Source organism: Winogradskyella psychrotolerans (genome assembly GCF_018860545.1).
In the GTDB taxonomy this organism is placed as follows: domain Bacteria; phylum Bacteroidota; class Bacteroidia; order Flavobacteriales; family Flavobacteriaceae; genus Winogradskyella; species Winogradskyella psychrotolerans_A.
In genome coordinates, this window is record NZ_JAHKPN010000002.1 from 86502 (window position 1) to 105345 (window position 18844).

Consider the following 18844-nt stretch of genomic DNA (forward strand, 5'->3'; position numbering starts at 1 on the left):
AAAACTTTTCAGAATGACTAGTAAATTACCTTTTATAGGCGCTAATTTCTTATTGCAATCGGATGTTGCAGAAACACTGTATCATCAATATGCCAAAGAATTACCAATAATTGATTACCACAATCATTTGTCGCCACAGCACATTGCTGAAGACCAACCCATCAAAAATATCACCGAAGCTTGGTTGTATGGCGACCATTACAAATGGAGAGCAATGCGCGCCAATGGTATTGAAGAAGCCTTTATAACAGGCAATGAAACAAGCCCAAAAGAGAAGTTTGTAAAATGGGCCGAAACCGTGCCTTATACCCTAAGAAATCCTTTATTTCACTGGACACATTTAGAACTCAAACGCTATTTTAATATCGACGAGCTTTTGCAACCCTCAACGGCAAAAACTATTTATGAGAAAGCAAATGCCAGCTTAGAACACAAAACACCAGCACAACTTTTAGAACAAATGAAGGTTGAAGTGATTTGTACTACAGATGACCCAACAGATACTTTAGAACATCATAAAACCATTGCTAAAAAAGGATTTTTCACTAAAGTTTTACCAACCTTTAGACCCGATAATTTAATCTTAATTGAAGCTGAAGGTTTTGTCCCTTATATTGAAAAATTAGCCTCTCGCGTTAAATTTTCTATTACCAACTTGTCAGAATTACTTGAAGCCATTCAAAATAGAGTGGACTTTTTCGATGCCTTAGGTTGCCGACTTTCAGATTATGGATTAGAGCAAATTTATGCTTTCGATTTTACTAAGGACGTAGCAGATGCTATCTTTCAAAAGCGTTTATCTCAAACAGAAATCACTAAAGACGAAGCAAATATATTTGCCTCTTGTATCTTATTTGAATTATGTAAAATGTATCACACCAAAGGTTGGGTGCAACAATTTCATTTAGGAGCTTTACGAAACAATAATAGTAGATTATTGGCGCAAGTCGGTTTGGATGCTGGCGTCGATTCTATTGGCGATTTTAGTCAGGCACAAGCCATGTCTAAATTATTTAATCAATTAGATGCTGAAAACTCATTATCAAAAACCATAACCTACAATTTAAATCCCTCTCAAAACGAAGTCTTTGCCACCATGATGGGAAATTATAGCGAAGCAGGCATTCCTGGGAAAATGCAATGGGGTTCTGGTTGGTGGTTTTTAGACCAAAAAGACGGCATGGAAAAACAGTTAAACACACTTTCAAACATGGGCTTGTTAAGTCGGTTTGTGGGTATGCTAACAGATAGTCGTAGTTTTTTATCTTTCCCAAGACACGAATATTTTAGACGCATCTTATGCAATTTAATCGCTGAGGATCTTAAAAACGGACTTGTCCCTAATGATATAGAATTTCTTGGTAAAATGATTCAAGATATTTGTTATAACAACGCTGTGAATTATTTCAATTTTGAAAATTAATACCATGAAAAACCATTTGTTTTTTGTCTTAATATTCATCGTCTCGCTACAAAGTTGCAAAGAAGAAAAAGCCACTAAGACGCTCTATTTGGCGCACAATATGCCACAAACGCATTCGGTTCACAAAGGTATTTTAGAATTTCAGAAAGCCTTACGATTAAAATCTGATGGTAAATTAGATGTCAAAATCTTTCCTGATGGTCAACTGGGTTCAGAACGAGAAGTCCTCGAATTATTACAAATAGGAAGTGTGGCTATTACCAAAGTAAGTGCCGCCACCTTATCTAATTTTGTACCCGAGTATCACGTGTTTGGTATTCCTTATTTATTTGAAAACAAGCAACATCAATTTGATATTTTAGAAGGCGACGTAGGAAAATCGATTTTAGAAAAAGGAAGTCAATTTTGGTTACGTGGTTTATGTTATTACGATGCTGGAAGCCGAAATTTTTACACGACTAAAAAAGCCATAAGAACACCCGAAGATTTAAAAGGATTGAAAATACGGGTGATGAACAACCAAATGGCCATTAATATGATTAATAGCATGGGAGGTTCGGCAACACCTTTAGCTTTTGGTGAACTCTATACCGCCATGCAGCAAGGTGTGGTTGATGGCGCCGAGAATAATGCCCCATCCTTTGTGTCCTCTAATCATTATGAGGTTAGTAAGTATTACACAATTGACGAACACGCTTCCATTCCTGATGTATTACTTATTGGTACTAAGTTTTGGGACAAATTATCCCAACAAGAAAAACAATGGGTTCAAGAGGCTGCTGACGTATCCGCTCAAGCTCAAAAAGTATTTTGGAATGCATCGGTTGAAGAATCTATGGCCGTTGCAAAAGCCGCTGGTGTAGAAGTTATTATTCCTGAAAAATCTTTGTTTCAAGAACGCTCTAAATTGGTCTTAGAAAACTTTATGAAAGACCATCCTGAAATGCGTTCCATCGTCAATAACATTCAAAAGCAATAGGTATGAAAACGGCAGATATTCTTTTCACTAAAGTATGCAAATTCATGGAAATGGTATTGATTTCTATTTTCGGATTATTAGTTATAGATGTGCTACTACAAGTCTTTTCACGCTATATTTTAAATACCTCATTCACCTTTACAGAAGAGTTAGCCCGTTTTTCTCTGATTTGGTTATCAATATTAGGTGCCGCTTATCTCAGTGCCAAACGCGAACACTTATCTATGGATTTTCTCTATCAGAAAATGGGTGTTAAATCTCAGAAAAAAGCACTGATGTTTATTGAAATCTGTGTGTTTTTATTCGCGCTTTGTATTATGGTTATCGGCGGAATTAATTTGGTTTACACCACGCTGCATTTAGAGCAGTTATCAGGAACCTTACGTATTCCTCTGGGCTATATTTATGCCATTTTACCTGCTAGTGGACTGCTTATGATGTGTTTTTCAATTTATCATTTTATAAAAATCAACACTAACGACATAACCGATTAACTATGAGTATAGAAGTCATCAGTATCCTCGTTTTATTTGTTAGCTTTTTTGTGTTGTTAATGCTAAAAGTTCCTGTGGCTTATAGTATAGGAATTTCTACTACATTGAGTTTACTACTCAACATTGATAAAATGCCTGGCCTAACCACCATCGCGCAGCGTATGACCACCGGAATCGATAGTTTTGCGCTCTTAGCCATTCCGTTTTTTGTGCTCGCTGGCGAAATAATGAAACAAGGTGGTATTGCCAATCGGCTTATTAATTTTGCGAAGTCTTTAGTGGCCAGTTTACCTGGTGGTTTGGCTTATGTGAACGTTTTATCGTCTATGTTATTTGGTGCTGTTTCAGGGTCAGCCATAGCCGCAACCTCGGCCATAGGAAGTATCATGACGGACCCTATGGAAAAGGAAGGTTACCCAAGAGCATTTTGTGCTGCAGTAAATATTACCTCATCAACAACAGGCTTGTTGATTCCGCCCAGTAATATCTTAATTGTTTACGCTTTAGCAAGTGGTGGTACCGCTTCTGTAGCGGCCTTATTTATCGCGGGTTATTTACCTGGTATTTTGCTTGGTGTAGCTTTGATGGCTTACATAGCCTTTGTCGCTATAACTCGAAAATTTGCTAAAGGGGAACGTGTGCCATTAGCTTTAATTTGGACCTATTTCAGGAAAGCTTTTTTCAGTCTTTTACTATTAGTCGTTGTGGTTGGCGGTATTGTTTCAGGTGTATTTACGGCTACTGAAGCTTCTGCTATTGCGGTTTTATATGCTGGTGTATTGGCCTTAATTTATGGTGATGTTAACTTCAAAGATTTTCCTGCCATATTATTAACAAGCGCTAAGACTACGGCTGTTATTATGTTTTTAATTTGTACGTCTATGGCGATGTCTTGGCTGTTTTCTTTTGAAGGTATCCCAGAATTGATTAGTGGTTTTTTACTCGAACAATTCAGCAATAAAATTGTCATCTTCTTAGTCATCAATTTAGTTCTATTAATCATAGGCACCTTTATGGATATGACACCTGCTGTTTTAATTTTTACCCCTATTTTTCTACCAGTAGTTGTCGCTTTAGGCATGGATCCGGTTCACTTTGGAATTGTTTTAGTACTCAACCTTTGTATCGGCTTATGTACACCACCTGTAGGCACCATACTTTTTGTGGGTAGTGGAGTGGCCAAGATTTCCGTTTCAAAAGTTATAAAACCGTTACTGCCGTTTTTATTAATTATGATTGCTGTACTGCTACTTATCACTTATATCCCAGAAATATCAATGTTTTTGCCTACTCTGTTTGGTTTGTAAAAAATAAAAAAAGCATTACCAAAAAACATTACAGTTAGGTAATTCATTTTTTATTCTTTCAATTTCCTCACTTGGAAAATGATTACCTTTTAAAATTAAGGTCTTCAAATGTTTTAATTTTGATAAATCATTTGGTAACGCTGTCAATGCATTATTTGATAATATTAATAATTCTAATTTAGAAAGCGAAACCAAACTTGTAGGAAGTTCTTTTAATTTATTATCATTGATGATAAGCGTTTCTAAATTGGATAATTTAGAGATTTCAGCAGGAAGTGCCTTAAGACTATTGTGCTCTAAATTAAGAGTCTTTAAATTGTTTATCAATAACCAATCCGAATCAAATTCATAAAACTGATTATAACCTAAATTGAGGGCATTTAATTTTTTTAAATTAGAAAGTTCTTTCGGTAAAAACCGCAATTGATTATGATCTACCTCTAACACTTCTAAACTTTCACAAGCGCTTATGTTTTTTGGTAACGATGTTATATCATTAAACGACATATGTAAAAATCTCAATTTAGTTAATTCGCCAATTGTTTTTGGGACTGCTGTAATCTTGTTAGCAGCGATATTGAAACGAACTAATTTTTTAAACTCAGAAATATCTTCTGGAAGAAATTTCAATTCATTTTGCTTTACAATTAAGACTTCCAAATGCTTTAATTTAAAGATATCATAATTCCAAGATTCTAAACTATTACCCATCATATTTAAAAATATGAGCGATTTAAAGTCTCCTATTTCTTTGGGCATGTTAAATAAATGCTGATCTCTTAAACTTAATTGCTCTACATTATTGGCTTCTTTATTAGCCAGTTCTATGGCATTAAACACTCTAGTAACTTTAGGATTTGCATTTTGGGATTGGACCACACCAAACCAACTAAAAATAGCAACTAAAACGGTATAACGTATCATAAGTTAGTGTATATAAATAGAAGCAGACAAAATTGTCTGCTTCTATAATTATTAATATATATAATTGTAATTTACTTCAACAACACTTTAAATTGTTGCTTCACATCATTTGCAATAACCGTTAACAAAAGGACTTGATTATCTGCCTTTAACGTTCCTAAGTTTAGCAATATCTGGTGATTGTCATCAACACTTAAATTATTATAGTTAATTAAAGTTCTACCTAATACATCAGTAACTTCTACACTTACCCTTTTATCTACTAAAGAAGCTGGGAATTGTAATGTTACGTTGCCTTCTGTAGGATTAGGATATAAACTTATATTTTTAATAAGCTTTTGATCAATAATACTCAATGGCTCTTCTTCACCAATATTATCATTTAAAGCAAATACAATAGTTGCAGAGGCATTAAATGTGATCTCATTTCCGCTGGCATCTACTTGCGATGTATTACTTCCACTTGGATGTTGCACTGAAAAGAAACCATATTTATAATCTGGTGTAAATGTTAAACCGGTAGGTTCAGCCCCAGAAGGCATAGAAGCGAACAACTCTACATTTGGATTACTTTGCGTATGATCTGGACGCACAACCCATATGTAATTTTTACCTCCATCTTGAAGTACCCAAAGGTTGCCTTTGTCATCAAAAGTTAAGTTATCATTACCGTCTGCCCAAGCTTCTGACTGTGTCCCATTCTCTGAAGTTACATCATAATTCATTCCACCTACAAAGGTTTCAAAATCACTTAAGGTCACTCCATTGTCGGTAAATCTGTACACACGACTTAAACCTTTAGCAGCAAAATAAATTTTACCGGTTATTGGATTAATTTCAACATCTTCAACACCATTAAAAGCTGTACCTCCAAGATTACCAGCAATAGTGCTTAAGTTGTTTCTATCGGACTGTGTGTCATTTGGAACTTCAATCCAAGTTCCTGTTGAAGAACTAGGGTCGTTGCCAGATAAGGCAATATCCATATTTAAAACATATACTGTTCCTTCTGTAAGATCACCGGGTGTATCCATTACGTATTTATAAACACAATGTGTACCGCCATCTTCTCCGTAATAAGCTGTAGTTCCATCATCGGTAATAACAACATTTTCATGATTCATTCTACCCATTGCCCATAACTTATCTTTTTGGCCATCGTTATCATAATCTAAAACAGAAGCTGTTACAGGATCAATTTCGACTAACCAACCTACATCTTCATAGCCATCGCCATTGACATCACCAGAATTTGTACTTTCTTCCGCTGTAACTACGGTTCCCCAAGGTGTGATACCACCAGAACAGTTACGTGTTGTAGTTACTAAATCTGTACCATAAAAATCTACTGACTGACTTTCATCAACTTCCCAAAGTTGGGTAGTTGTATTTAGATTAATATCTAAGATAGATACTCCACCAGGTGTGTTTTCATGATTTACAGATAAATACCCTTCTTCACTACTCCCTTCAATAGCTACATAAGCTGTAAAGTCATTAGTACCTGGCATATTACCACCTCCTAGTGAATACGGGTCACCTTCTTTCATAACGACCTGAAAATTATGCTCAGGGGATAAAATTAAGTTACTTGTTTGTGAAGTTGGTGTTATAGACGTTAAACAACTGATGTGTTCCTCGTCACAATCTATCGCTAAATCTTGTGTATTCTGAATATATAAATCGAAACGTGTATCTGAACTTGAAGCATTTGCTTGATGAATTTCTACCGCAATGCGGTTAACCCCTTCTACAAACATCTCTTTTGCAACCGTAGACGTATAGTAGATATTTTCACTAATACCATCAATAGCACTACTTGCAGTAGTTAAATAATCTACAGTTCCTGTAGGCATATTGCTACGTAATACCTCTACACCATTAATATAAATAATAGCACCGTCATCTCTACGTAGTCCTAATTCTAACATATCACTTAATTCACTTAAAGACACTTCAATATCTTTTATGTAATAGGTGGTGATGTATTTATTACTGGCATCAGGACCGTAAGCTACTTCTGTATTTACAGGATCTCCATAGCCAAAAGGCGCAAAACCTCTGTTCCAAGGAATCACATTATAGTCTAAAGCTAACCAATCTGTTCCTAAATCGGTACCTTCATCTAAAACATACCATTGTTCATCTTTGTGTACAGGATAATTAGTTACTTCAAGTGGTGGTAACTCATAATCTACTTCCATATCAAAACGAACATCTGAACTTGTGCCGTTATTTTGGTGTACCTCTACCGCTATAACATTTTCTCCATTTTGAAGTAAATTAGCTGTTTGCATTGTTGTCCAAGCACTTTCTGCATCTCCACTTATTTCTCCTGAAGCATACATATCATATGTAACATCACCTTCAGGCATATTTAATCGAAAAGCCTCGGTTCCGTTAACATAAACAATAACACCATCATCATACATCATATTGAAAACAAGGTTACCAATAGCATCCACATCTTCTACATTAAAAATATGACGGAAATAATAAGTTGGGTGTTTTGCGGAAGCATCTGTACCATAATCTAACGTAGTACTTTCTACACCATCGCCATAACCTAGAATAGCGTTTCCAAATAACCAAGAACTATCATCAAACATTGATGCAGTCCAAGTTGTTCCTATATCTTGCCCTAAGTCATTGTATTTCCATAACCCTCCAGATACAATAGGAAAGCTTCCTGTAGGATATTCATTAATATTTTTCCAAGCTAAATATAATGGTTGTCCTTCATCAAATGCTAACTCATTAAAAATAACGATATTATTTTCCTTAATTCCTGTTGCTACTATCTCTACAGTGGCTGAAGGATCTCCAGATAATAAATAATATTCATTTGCAATAAGCTCTACCTGATTTAAGTTCTCAAATACTTTGGATACATCGACCTTAACAGATCCTGAAGCCATAAATAAAGGGTCTATTTTCCATCGACTATTTAGATATAAAATATTAGTCTCTGAAGCCTCTGCGGTTGGTAATACGTCATTACCCGTTTCCTTAGAAAACACAATATTACTATTGAAATCAGTGATAGCCTCAGCATAATACATTCCGTTAGAATCATCATTTTTATAACTCCAACTTCCTACAATTTGATTAGTAAACGGTGCTTCAGCAACACGTACCGGACTTGTAGCAGGAACAATATCTGCATCTGTATATGCAACTTCTAATACTGTATTACCTGAATTTACAAGGTATCCACTATCGTCTTGATTAAACGTATAGTTAAATGCTAAGTCTACATCTGAATCAAGAAGTGTTTGATGCATCTCTGCTACAATCTCGTCTTGAGTTTTAGCTTTGCTCCAAATTCTTAATTCATCCATAATAGAATTTGATTCGCCATTGTAATTAATAGTTCTGCCTAAGGCAAAATCCCAAGTGCTATTAGGTGCATAAGCATCAAAAGCATTAGTTGCTTTTAATTTGCCATTTACATAAAGTTTTAATTCACTATCTAGAAGTGACACTGTAACTGCTATATGGTTCCACTCGCCAATAGTTAATGCATCTCCCGACTCTGCTTTATTCCAGCCAGAACCATTAGTACCAAACACAGCATTAACAGAATTATTAGTAGGCAGTTCTAATGAAAAACCAGTTGTGTTATCATCAATTCTTCCATGGTTAGATAATAGTGGCACGTTGCTACCTGGATCCTCCGTTAATTTAGTCCACAGTTCAATTGTAAAATCGCCTGCTAAAACAGCTTCTATATCAGCTGTAGGTATTTGAGCTTGATGACCACCTTCAAGATTAAAGGCGCCACCTTGAGCAAGAATTGCCGCTGCGGTATCAACTTGATAAGCTATGTAATAAACACCATTACCTATCTCAACATCATTAAAAGTTACGACATTATCAGTTGTTGTATCAGTAGAAGCTACAACTTCATAGGCTACTTGAGGATCTCCTTTAATTAAGATGTATTCTCCAACCGTCGCCGTAATCATTTCTACATTTTCAAAAACGGCAGACAAATCAATTGCGATATCAGTGGTGGTGATATTCATAGCATTAACATTCCACCCACCAGCTATATAATGTGTATCTTCCTCTATAGCATTTGGTAAGTCTAATATTGTATTATTACTATCTCTACCAAAAACGATGTTTTCTATGAAGCTACTAATGGTTCCATCTACAAACATACCACTTGTAGTCTCACTCGTATAACTCCAACTTGCAGCTATAACATCTTCAAAATCTACAATAGATTCTGCAACAGGACTCGTAGCGGCTATAATAGATGCATTAGTATAATTAACTTCACTTACATTTATACCATTGTTCTCTAATACTCCATTATCATCTTGATCAAAAGTGTAATAAAACTGTAGATTTTCATCCGTTATATCTAATACACTATGCATACCCGAAATAATCTCTTCTTGTGAACGCGCTTCTGACCACATACGAAATTCATCGGCTAACAAAAGTACTTGCTTTCCGTATCCTAAGCTTCGACCAAGGGCAAAATCCCAAGTACTATTTGGTGCATAAGTTGTAAATGCTGTACTTCCTTCTAATTGACCGTTAATATAAAGCTGCACTTCACCTCCAGGTGTGGTACTTACAGCAATATGATTCCATTCGCCAATCTGAAGCACTGTTGCAGAAGTAACTTTCGTCCAACCAGAACCATTTCCATACACCGCACTTAAGCTATTGTTATCCTCCAACTCTAAAGTAAACCCTGTAGTATTCCCTTCAATTCTTCCATGGTTAGAAAGAATAGGTTTTTCACTAGGATCAGCAGGTAAGTTTAACCAAAGCTCCATGGTATGTGCACCTCCTAAAATAATTTCAGGTGAGGTATAATGAATTTTCACATCGTGATCATCTACCAAGGCTAAAGCACCTCCTCTTCCTGGAACAAATTCGCCTTCTTCCCAAGCTAAGTAATAAACTGATTCTTCAATATTAACATTATAAAAACTAATGCTAGTACCATCAAACGTACCTTCATCTACCATAGTAAATTCGGTTTCGCCTTCATTTTGCTTCAATAAATAATAATGCCCAGCAGCTGCTGAAATGGCACTGGCAGATGTTGTTCCCACAGTTTCTTCTAAATTAAATTTAAAAGTTGCAAATGGGGTGTTTAAAGGATCTATTTTCCATCCGCCTTGTAAATATTGAACCTCAGACATATTTGGAACTTCTGAAATAGCTATGTCGTCTTGTTTACCTACTATAATATTACTTGTAAATAAGGTAATGTCGTCAGCAAAACTTAAACCATTATTAAGACTACCATTATTCTTACTCCATTTACCTGAAACAAAATCTCGATATATTGCTGGAATATTTCCTAAAGGAGCCGTGCCAGATGTTAATGCCGCAGAAGTAATATTCATTTCATAATTTACAGCTCCAGCACTAGTAATAGTCGTAGCGGCTTCGGTTGCAGGTGTAAAATTGTAATACAACTCTAAGTCCGTCTCATCACCTACTAACGGATAATGTAAAGACTGCTCAATCTCATCAGATGTTAAAACTTTGCTCCAAATACGGATATCATCTATATCACCTTGGATATTACTTCCGTAATTAGGACTATATCCAAATCCTAAACCAAACGTATTAGGGTGATAACCGTTATATGCCATTTCGGTTACAAAAACACCATTGAGGTAGTATTTAATGTTTCCTCCTATTTCTGCAGATATAGTAATATGATTCCATTCTCCAACAGTCCAAGTATCACCTTGGTTGTCTATCTTATTCCAACCAGAACCATTAGTTCCTACAACGACATTTAATTTATTATCAGCAGAAAATTCAAGAGAAAGTCCTGTAGAATTGTTATCAACTCTACCATGAGTAGAAAATATAGACGCATTACTTGCAGGATCTGTATTTAATTTTGCCCAAAATTGAACAGTAAAATTATCTGCGAATAATGCATTAGAAATATCAGATGGAATTCCTGTTTGCTGTGCGCCTGATAAAGTTAACATCTCACCACGATTAGATTCTACATCTGCATTTTCTAATATGTCATTATCCGAAATTAGTCTGGCATATAACTCTAAATCATCAATGCTACCTAAAAATTGTTTGCCTTCAATATTATTTCCTATTAGAAAATCTGAAGAAGATGCTGTAGGAGACAATACATTATTCCATGTTTGAATTAAGAACCCATTATAATATAAGGTTAATTTTTTTCTTACATTATCGTATTTCCAAGTGATGTACGACCAGCTATTTTCTAAAACACTATAGTTACTCTCATGTGTAACCCCTGTAGCGTGATCTTTATAATTTAAGTTTCCGTTATTAGAAATTCCGAAAGAAACTCCTGAAGTCGCATTAGCGTCAGAAACTATAGTTGCTCCATTAGATGCTAAATTGCTTGGATTAACCCAAAAACTTAAGCTATACGCTTTATCATAAAAATTTAAAGCTGTTGAAGCTGGTACAGAAAGTGCTGTGTTTTCAGAAAACACCAAAGCACTGTTTGCATTGGCATATTTATCGTCTCCAAAACTATAATTAGCCGCTTCTAGTGCATGATTATACTCTGAATTATCTACAACAGCATTTGTAAAATCTAAAGATAAATTATGTGCATCAGAATTTTGACTCGTTAACATATCTTGATGAACCACTTCTTCAAAGAAAGTAGCACCATCAAAACCAACATATTCGAATTTTATTCTTCTATCGCCTTCTTCTCCATACACATTTGTGCGCACATATCCATGCTTCACACCTGTAAGAATATCATTTGAAGCACTATAATTTACATTATAATTCCCTTCTTCACCATTACCTCCAATATCAGAATTGATATTACCCGACATAATATCGTACATAGGATATTTTGTATCTCCTTCACGTACCATAAAACGTTGATCGTGTATATCTGCACAATAAGAGACAATCCCATTAATATTATTGGTTTGAATAAATTCTAGAAATTCATCAGCTTGATTACTGACACTAAAGTTTCTACCTCCAACTTCTCTAAAGGTTGGTGTACCATTTATAATAACTTTAAACGTGGCTGTTGAGTTAAGCAGTCCTTGTTTTAACCACTCTAATTGCTCATCACCAAAATGATCTGCAGTGCCATCTCTATAACTTCTGTTATCTGTTAAGAAAAATTCTACATCCTTATATACATAAGAAGAATACAAACCCTCTCCTTCTACCGTATCTAAATATTCAGGATTTGGCCACCAGTCCTTAAATATATCACGCATTTCTGGTAATGTAGCCATTGTTTTATCGAACTCATTCGGTCCGGTATCATGGTTATCTGTAATAGATAATTGTGGCATTGCCATAGTTAATTGATCATGAAACTGTCTGTAAAACATGTAACGATCAAATGCCATATCTTTATTAGCCCAGTCATCTATGGCGTCTGGACACTCTCCATTTGCATGCTGCAATCCTAAAAGGTAGGTGGCATCACCTAACCAAACCATAAGATCAGCATCTTCTGCAGCCATATGGTTAAACATCTCTGGATTACCATTAATATGTGTTAATGATTCTGGAATGTCTACACAGCGAGACGTATCATAAATTCTTCCGCATCCGCCTGCTAGAAACTCAAAATTGTCTATAACATTTTGGTCGTTAGTGATTGATGAGGTTCTGTCAGATGCACTACCGTTAATTTGCAAACTAGCAGTGTACGTTTCACCTTCCGTTAAATTATCAAATTCATAAGACCTTAGGAAATATCCTATTCTGTCGTCAGAATTAAAAACTGAGCCGCTCAACTCTGTTGCTTGAGCTTGAGAACCCGTCATGGATAAGGAAAGTGCATCTCCTGACCCTGTGTTATCTTTAGTAAGTACCCATACTCTAACCTTGTTTTCATAAACAGGACTAAACATTGGGCCAAACACCAAAGAATCTCCCGGTATGACTGTTTGAGCTTTAAGCCCAAAACTCATACAAAGAGAAAAAAACAGTAAAATAAATAGTAAACTTTTTTTCATTTTGGTTGTGTTAATTTTTTTTGTGTTTTAAAAAATATATACCCAAAAGTAGATGGAGTAAACCGATTGAATCTTAAGAGAAAATAATGTGATTGTTAAGTTTGACTGATTACTTAACGGTTGTTTAATAAGTAATTTTTAGATATATGATGTAAACATATTTAGTAGTTAAAAAAGAAAGCTAACTAGCACTACAAGCAACTAAAAAACAATATCTTATGTTTTATTTTTTACTATAAAACACGTAAAGCCAAGGTTAAGATCAAGTCTGTTTTTGTTTACAGTAGTTTTACATTACACGATTTAATTAGAAAAGTATTTGGGAACATCATTTAATGACTTCATAAATGCTATGATATCTTCCATTTCGTCTTCAGTTAAACCTAAAGGGTCTGGAGCTAAAGTTTGATTTGGCACTTCGTAAGCTAGGCCAATACCCTGTGCTCCCCCTAAATTATAAAAATCTAAAACGTCTTCTAAAGTCGTATAAGCGCCGTTATGAAAATATGGAGCTGTTAAGGCCACATTACGAACTGTCGTTGTTTTAAACGATTTATTAAAAATTTGATGGTGATCTTTACTTAACCCATTTTTTATACGCCCAGAATCCGTATCGACAACATATGAACCAGGACTTTGTAATACTCCTAAAACTTCACTTTCATTTTCTTGAAATAATGGAGGAATCAAACCACTAAAAGTTGGTGCAAAATGACAAGTAGCGCAATTAGCTTTGCCCATAAACAAGTTAAAACCTCTTTTGACATTGGCGTTGAGGTTAAAACTTTCACCACGAAGGTATTTATCAAAATCACTATTGAAAGAACTTAAGGATATAACGTATGATGCTAAAGCAGATGAAAATTGATACCTATTTATGGAGTCTGAATTATAAATCTCTTTAAATTTATTTTGATAAATTTTATCTGCATTCAGTTTTTTTACAATAGCTATAATACTAGTATTAAACTCCAAGTGATTATCAATAACATGTTCGGCTTGATCTTCTAAATCGAAAGCTCTTAAATCGTAAAAATACCGATCTGAAAAAACTGAATTTATTAATGTTGGAGAGTTTCTATCTAATCTTTTTCCAACAATACCTGCTTTCGACGTTCTTTCCCCATCTGAATACGCAAGTTTTGGGTCATGACAAGTTGCACAGCTTATTGTATTATTGTTACTTAAAGTTTTATCAAAAAAAAGTTTTTCTCCTAACTGTCTTAGTTCCGGACTATCCTCATCTTTTTTTAAAAGACTATAATAATAAGGGTTTAAAAAATCATCAGAAAATATATTTTCGCTTAGCGCATTCCATGATGGCGTTTCGTTAAATTTTTCTGCTGACGTAGGTATCTCTAATTCTTGTTGAAGTAATAGTAGTTCTTTATAAAGTGGATTTAAATACGATTTTATGAAAACCAACCTATCAAAAGTCTCAAAATTATGATGTCTTTTAAGAAACCGTTGTCCATCTTTAAATAATTTTCTTAAAGACAACCTATACTTCTCACTAACATTAATTAAGGGTTGTAAAATTTCTTCTATACCATATAAAGATGCAGAAGCTTCCTCAATAGCGTTTAAAGAACCAGGCGTATCAAAACCTGTTATGCCTCTACTTAATACTCGAACTAGATCTAATCGAGACGATTCTATAATTTCGAAATTAAAATAGTATTTCCTCAATGCCATTGATTGGTGTACTATTTTGAAAGTAACTTTAAGTTGTGTTGTAAGTTTTAATAATTCGTCTTTAGAACGAAATGCTTCTTCTGAAAAAAGTAATTCGTCTATGCGTTGTAAACCTGTAGGTGCTAATATGTTATATGTCTCACCACTATAATGACCTGCTTCTAACATGTCTAAGGGTACAGAATTTTTATAATTTTCTATAGACCCTAAATAGTAATTTCCTTTTTCAAAATCTTGACTCGTTGATAATGAAGATACATGATCTAAGGGTGCCCCATTAATATAAACATTAATGTGCTCTGGGTAATAATACGTTAAAACTCCTTCTATTCGTTTAAAGGCTTTTCTGGTATTTAGACATTGGTCTTGAACTTTTTTTATAGATTTCTTAGACGAGTCTAAGCCTATAGCCATTGTATTAAGAATATCTATTTGTTGCTCTAATTTTTTTAATTCTGAATCTATAAATATTTTATAGTAGTCATTATAATCATTGGAGATATAGGTGCTATTGTCTTGATTAATAAATCCAAACAGTCCAAAACCAACACCTGCTAATAACACCACAAAATACAATGGTTTTCGTAACATTTTTAAGCTAAAATTCATGTTATTGTTTTAGTGCTGGATTATCACTCAATGCCTTCATAAACAATACTAAATTTTCCTTTTCCTGCTCTGTTAACAGCAAAGGGTCAGACGGTAAGGTTTGATTGACAACCTCTAACCCCAAACCAGCACCACCGCCTAGATTATAAAATTCTACAACCTCTTCTAAAGAACTATAAGCACCATTATGAAAAAAAGGTGCTGTGTACAATGTATTTCTTACGGTCGTTGTTTTAAATGATTTTTCGTAAATCCAGGCTTCTTCTTTATAAATGCCGTTTACAATCCGACCTCTATCCGCATCGACACCTTTGACTGGCTCATTTTCTTCTTTTAAAACACCTAGAATTTCACTTTCATTTTCATTATAAAAAGGAGGAACAAGTCCAGAGAATGTTGGTGCAAAATGGCACGTACCACAATTGGCTTTTCCCATAAACAAATTAAACCCTTGCTTAACTTCTTCTGATATGTCTTCTATTTCACCTCTAACATATCTATCAAATTCACTATTAAAAGAACTTAATGACAATACGTACGAGGCTAACGCTTTAGAAAGATTTTGACGCGTAATGCCTTTTTTTCCAAAGATAGTTTCAAACTCTTTTTGGTATCCGTGGTCTTTAGTTTTCAATTTTTCTAAAATTGAACTATATGCTGTATTAAATTCTGAAGGATTAAAAATAACATGCTCTACTTGTTGTTCTAAAGAAAACGCTCTTAAATCATAAAAATAACGATCTGCATATACCGCATTTAGCAGTGTTGGCGCATTTCTTAACACCGTTTTACCTTTAATATTGCTCATTGATTTCGGTAGCCCATCTGCGAATCCTTTTTCTGGCTGATGACAACTGGCGCAACTCATATTATTTTCACTACTAATACGCGCGTCGTAGAACAACTTTTCACCAAGATTTTTTAGTGCTTTACTATCTTCACTTTTGGTTAGTTCGGTATAACTGTAAGGATTTAAAAAATTAGCATCGAAAATTGATAAGCTTTCTCTATTCCATCCGCTTATGTGTTCTAAATTTTTATCTAAAACTTTTGCTTGAAAATATTTTAGCTCCTTATACAAGGGATCTAAATACTGCTTCAAAAATTGTAATCTATCAAAATTTTCAAAATTAGTATTGTCATTTAGAAATGTAATGGAGGAACTAAAAAGTGTGTCACATACGTTATAGTTTTCTTCCGATTGCTGAACACCATACAAACTTTTAAAAAAGGACTGCATGGACTTTAAAGACATTTTTGCTTCTTCCATAGCATTTAAAGACCCAGGTGTATCAAAACCTGTAAGCCCAAGCGTATAAATTCTTACCAGCTGTAAACGCATAACATCTATGGCATTTTCCTTTTGTATTGGATAATCATAAAGACGATCATACAAGGTCAAATATTTACTCTTTAATCGTGTGGTAAGTCCATAAATCGTATGACTATTATCTAATATTTCTTCCGAATACACTAATTCATCTAACACTTGTAAACCTTCGGGCTCTAAAATTGATGCTGTATTTTCAAACTCTAAACGCATTAAAGGAGCTCCGTTAATATGGTTTTTAACATATTCTGGGTAATGATATGCTAAATAGAACTCTATTCTTTTATATTGTAATCTTGACTTAGAAACAGACCGCTTTAAATCTTCATAGGTAACTTCTCCTCCTTGATACATTTCTGCAATGGCATCCATCTCAGAAAAAACCTTATAGGTTTTAAGGAGTTCATTCTTGATAAAAGTGTCTTGTAAATCCTCTTTATTTTTGAAATTGAAAGAAAGAAACAGACCTAATGTAAAGACACTACTCATACCTAAAAAAAATCTTAAAAGTGATATTGATTTCATCATTTACATAAATTTATAAGTCAACAAATGTATTAGAGCTATATCAATTGGTAGTGACCTCTAGGTTAAGAAATGTTTATATAAAAAACGCTGTACAATTGTAAGTACAGCGCTTTAAAACCTTTTAACAGAACGAAAATTTGTCTATTTCTTTATGATTTCAAAAGTTTCAGACCGACCATTTTCAAACTGAACTTTTAACATATAAATACCTGATGCGAGACCTCTTGTGTTTATAACTGATGTATTAGCATCGTATGTGTCTATTTTCTGTCCCATAACATTATAAAGTTCTAAGTTGCTAAATTTAGATTGTGCCGACACATTTAAAATATCTGATACAGGGTTTGGGAAATAATTAAAGGTTGAAAATGAAGAAACCTCATCTACACTAAGCGTATCTTCGCAAAATCCATCAACCGTAAATATTTGATTAGACCCACTATTCATATCCCAAGAAAAACCTCCGTCTATAGACGTATAACTAGAACCTCCAATGCCACCGCTAGAGGTCAACTCCCAAGTTAATAGATCCGTAGTATTAGGTGTTGGAATAACTTCAATAAAATAGCTGCCTTCCGTTAATGCTATGGCGTCTTGAAAGGTAAAGCTAATTCTTACAGATACCAATTCAAAAGGATAACCTGAAATCGACCAATACCCTTGATATTCTTCATAGTCTGGCCCCTTATTAATAAACGAATGTAATATCTCTCCAGGCGCATTACCATCTGTTGTTCGAATATTAATGGTTGCATTATGCATACCACCACCTGTAAGCAGCGCATCCATAGTAAAACGTGTTAAATTAAATGTTGTATTTTCCGCTACTATAAAGTCATCTGCAATTGAAATTACTTGACCATTATTAGCAAAAAAAGACTGTCCATTTTCAGGAGTAACTGAGCTATTACCTTGTGAACAAACCTCACCTAGTTCTGCTGGTTCGTCTCCAGAATCTTCACATGTACCTATAATTTGGAATACTTTATTATAATACCCTGTTCCTCCCCAGGGTTCATCATCAAATTTATTATAATCGAAAAGACCATAGGTCTGATTTTCGCTTGCAATTTCCCACCAAGCTCCATTCTCGTCGCCCGCTGAAGCCGCTAAAGCTATAAAATATTTACCCGTTTCTAAAGTAACTTCTGCCTCTAGGTTTAACGTTATTTTATAGACATCTAAGCCTTCAATTTCTGTAGTATATTCCAAATCTTGTTCACTTGGAATTAAATTTGTATAACCCACTATAATATCTCCTGGAAGGCCTTCTGATTCAGTCACCAAAAAAACATTAACATAATTTAGATCTGCATCACCTTTTAATAAATTAACCGTGATTTCGTCGGTTGTAAATGTCTCTCCAAAAGGCACATCAAAATCTACAGCTCCCATATATTCATATAGTCCTCCGGTGGAAATATTTTCACCATTTGCACTGCCTTCAGAATAAGTACCATAAGAACATTCTTGGGCATAAAAGATAGCATGTGACACACATAGTAATAAAGTTAAAAGTAATAGTTTTTTCATATTATTTTGGTTTTAGAATTTGTACTAAAGTAGCTAAAACCTA

At 34.5% G+C, this 18844-nt stretch carries 9 protein-coding genes; 4 read left to right on the forward strand and 5 right to left on the reverse strand.

The window, feature by feature from the left end:
- The first annotated feature begins 13 nt into the window (after positions 1-13).
- The 4 genes from uxaC to KO515_RS00410 are packed head-to-tail and all read left to right on the forward strand — an operon-like array spanning position 14 to position 4203.
- Positions 14-1423, forward strand: coding sequence for a glucuronate isomerase (gene uxaC / locus KO515_RS00395; protein WP_215934402.1), 1410 nt, complete (start codon positions 14-16; stop codon positions 1421-1423).
- Between the two features lie 4 nt (positions 1424-1427).
- The gene (locus KO515_RS00400) at positions 1428-2402 is read left to right on the forward strand and encodes a TRAP transporter substrate-binding protein (protein WP_215934403.1); all 975 of its coding nucleotides are present in this window, start codon (positions 1428-1430) and stop codon (positions 2400-2402) included.
- A gap of 2 nt (positions 2403-2404) precedes the next feature.
- Positions 2405-2896, forward strand: a complete 492-nt coding sequence (locus KO515_RS00405) for a TRAP transporter small permease (protein WP_215934404.1) — start codon at positions 2405-2407, stop codon at positions 2894-2896.
- 2 nt (positions 2897-2898) lie between these two features.
- Positions 2899-4203, forward strand: coding sequence for a TRAP transporter large permease (locus tag KO515_RS00410; protein ID WP_215934405.1), 1305 nt, complete (start codon positions 2899-2901; stop codon positions 4201-4203).
- 15 nt (positions 4204-4218) lie between these two features.
- Here KO515_RS00410 and KO515_RS00415 read toward each other — a convergent pair whose 3' ends face one another.
- The 5 genes from KO515_RS00415 to KO515_RS00435 form a co-directional block, all read right to left on the reverse strand.
- Positions 4219-5127: a leucine-rich repeat domain-containing protein gene (locus KO515_RS00415; protein WP_215934406.1), complete on the reverse strand. Its 909-nt coding sequence runs from the start codon at positions 5125-5127 to the stop codon at positions 4219-4221.
- Between the two features lie 71 nt (positions 5128-5198).
- Positions 5199-13106, reverse strand: coding sequence for a LamG-like jellyroll fold domain-containing protein (locus tag KO515_RS00420; protein ID WP_215934407.1), 7908 nt, complete (start codon positions 13104-13106; stop codon positions 5199-5201).
- 303 nt (positions 13107-13409) lie between these two features.
- Entirely contained in the window at positions 13410-15410 is a 2001-nt protein-coding gene (locus KO515_RS00425) for a cytochrome-c peroxidase (protein ID WP_215934408.1), read from the reverse strand.
- A 1-nt stretch (position 15411) separates the two neighbouring features.
- Positions 15412-17268, reverse strand: coding sequence for a cytochrome-c peroxidase (locus tag KO515_RS00430; protein ID WP_215934409.1), 1857 nt, complete (start codon positions 17266-17268; stop codon positions 15412-15414).
- Between the two features lie 141 nt (positions 17269-17409).
- Positions 17410-18801: a T9SS type A sorting domain-containing protein gene (locus KO515_RS00435; RefSeq protein ID WP_215934410.1), complete on the reverse strand. Its 1392-nt coding sequence runs from the start codon at positions 18799-18801 to the stop codon at positions 17410-17412.
- Positions 18802-18844: the final 43 nt, after the last annotated feature.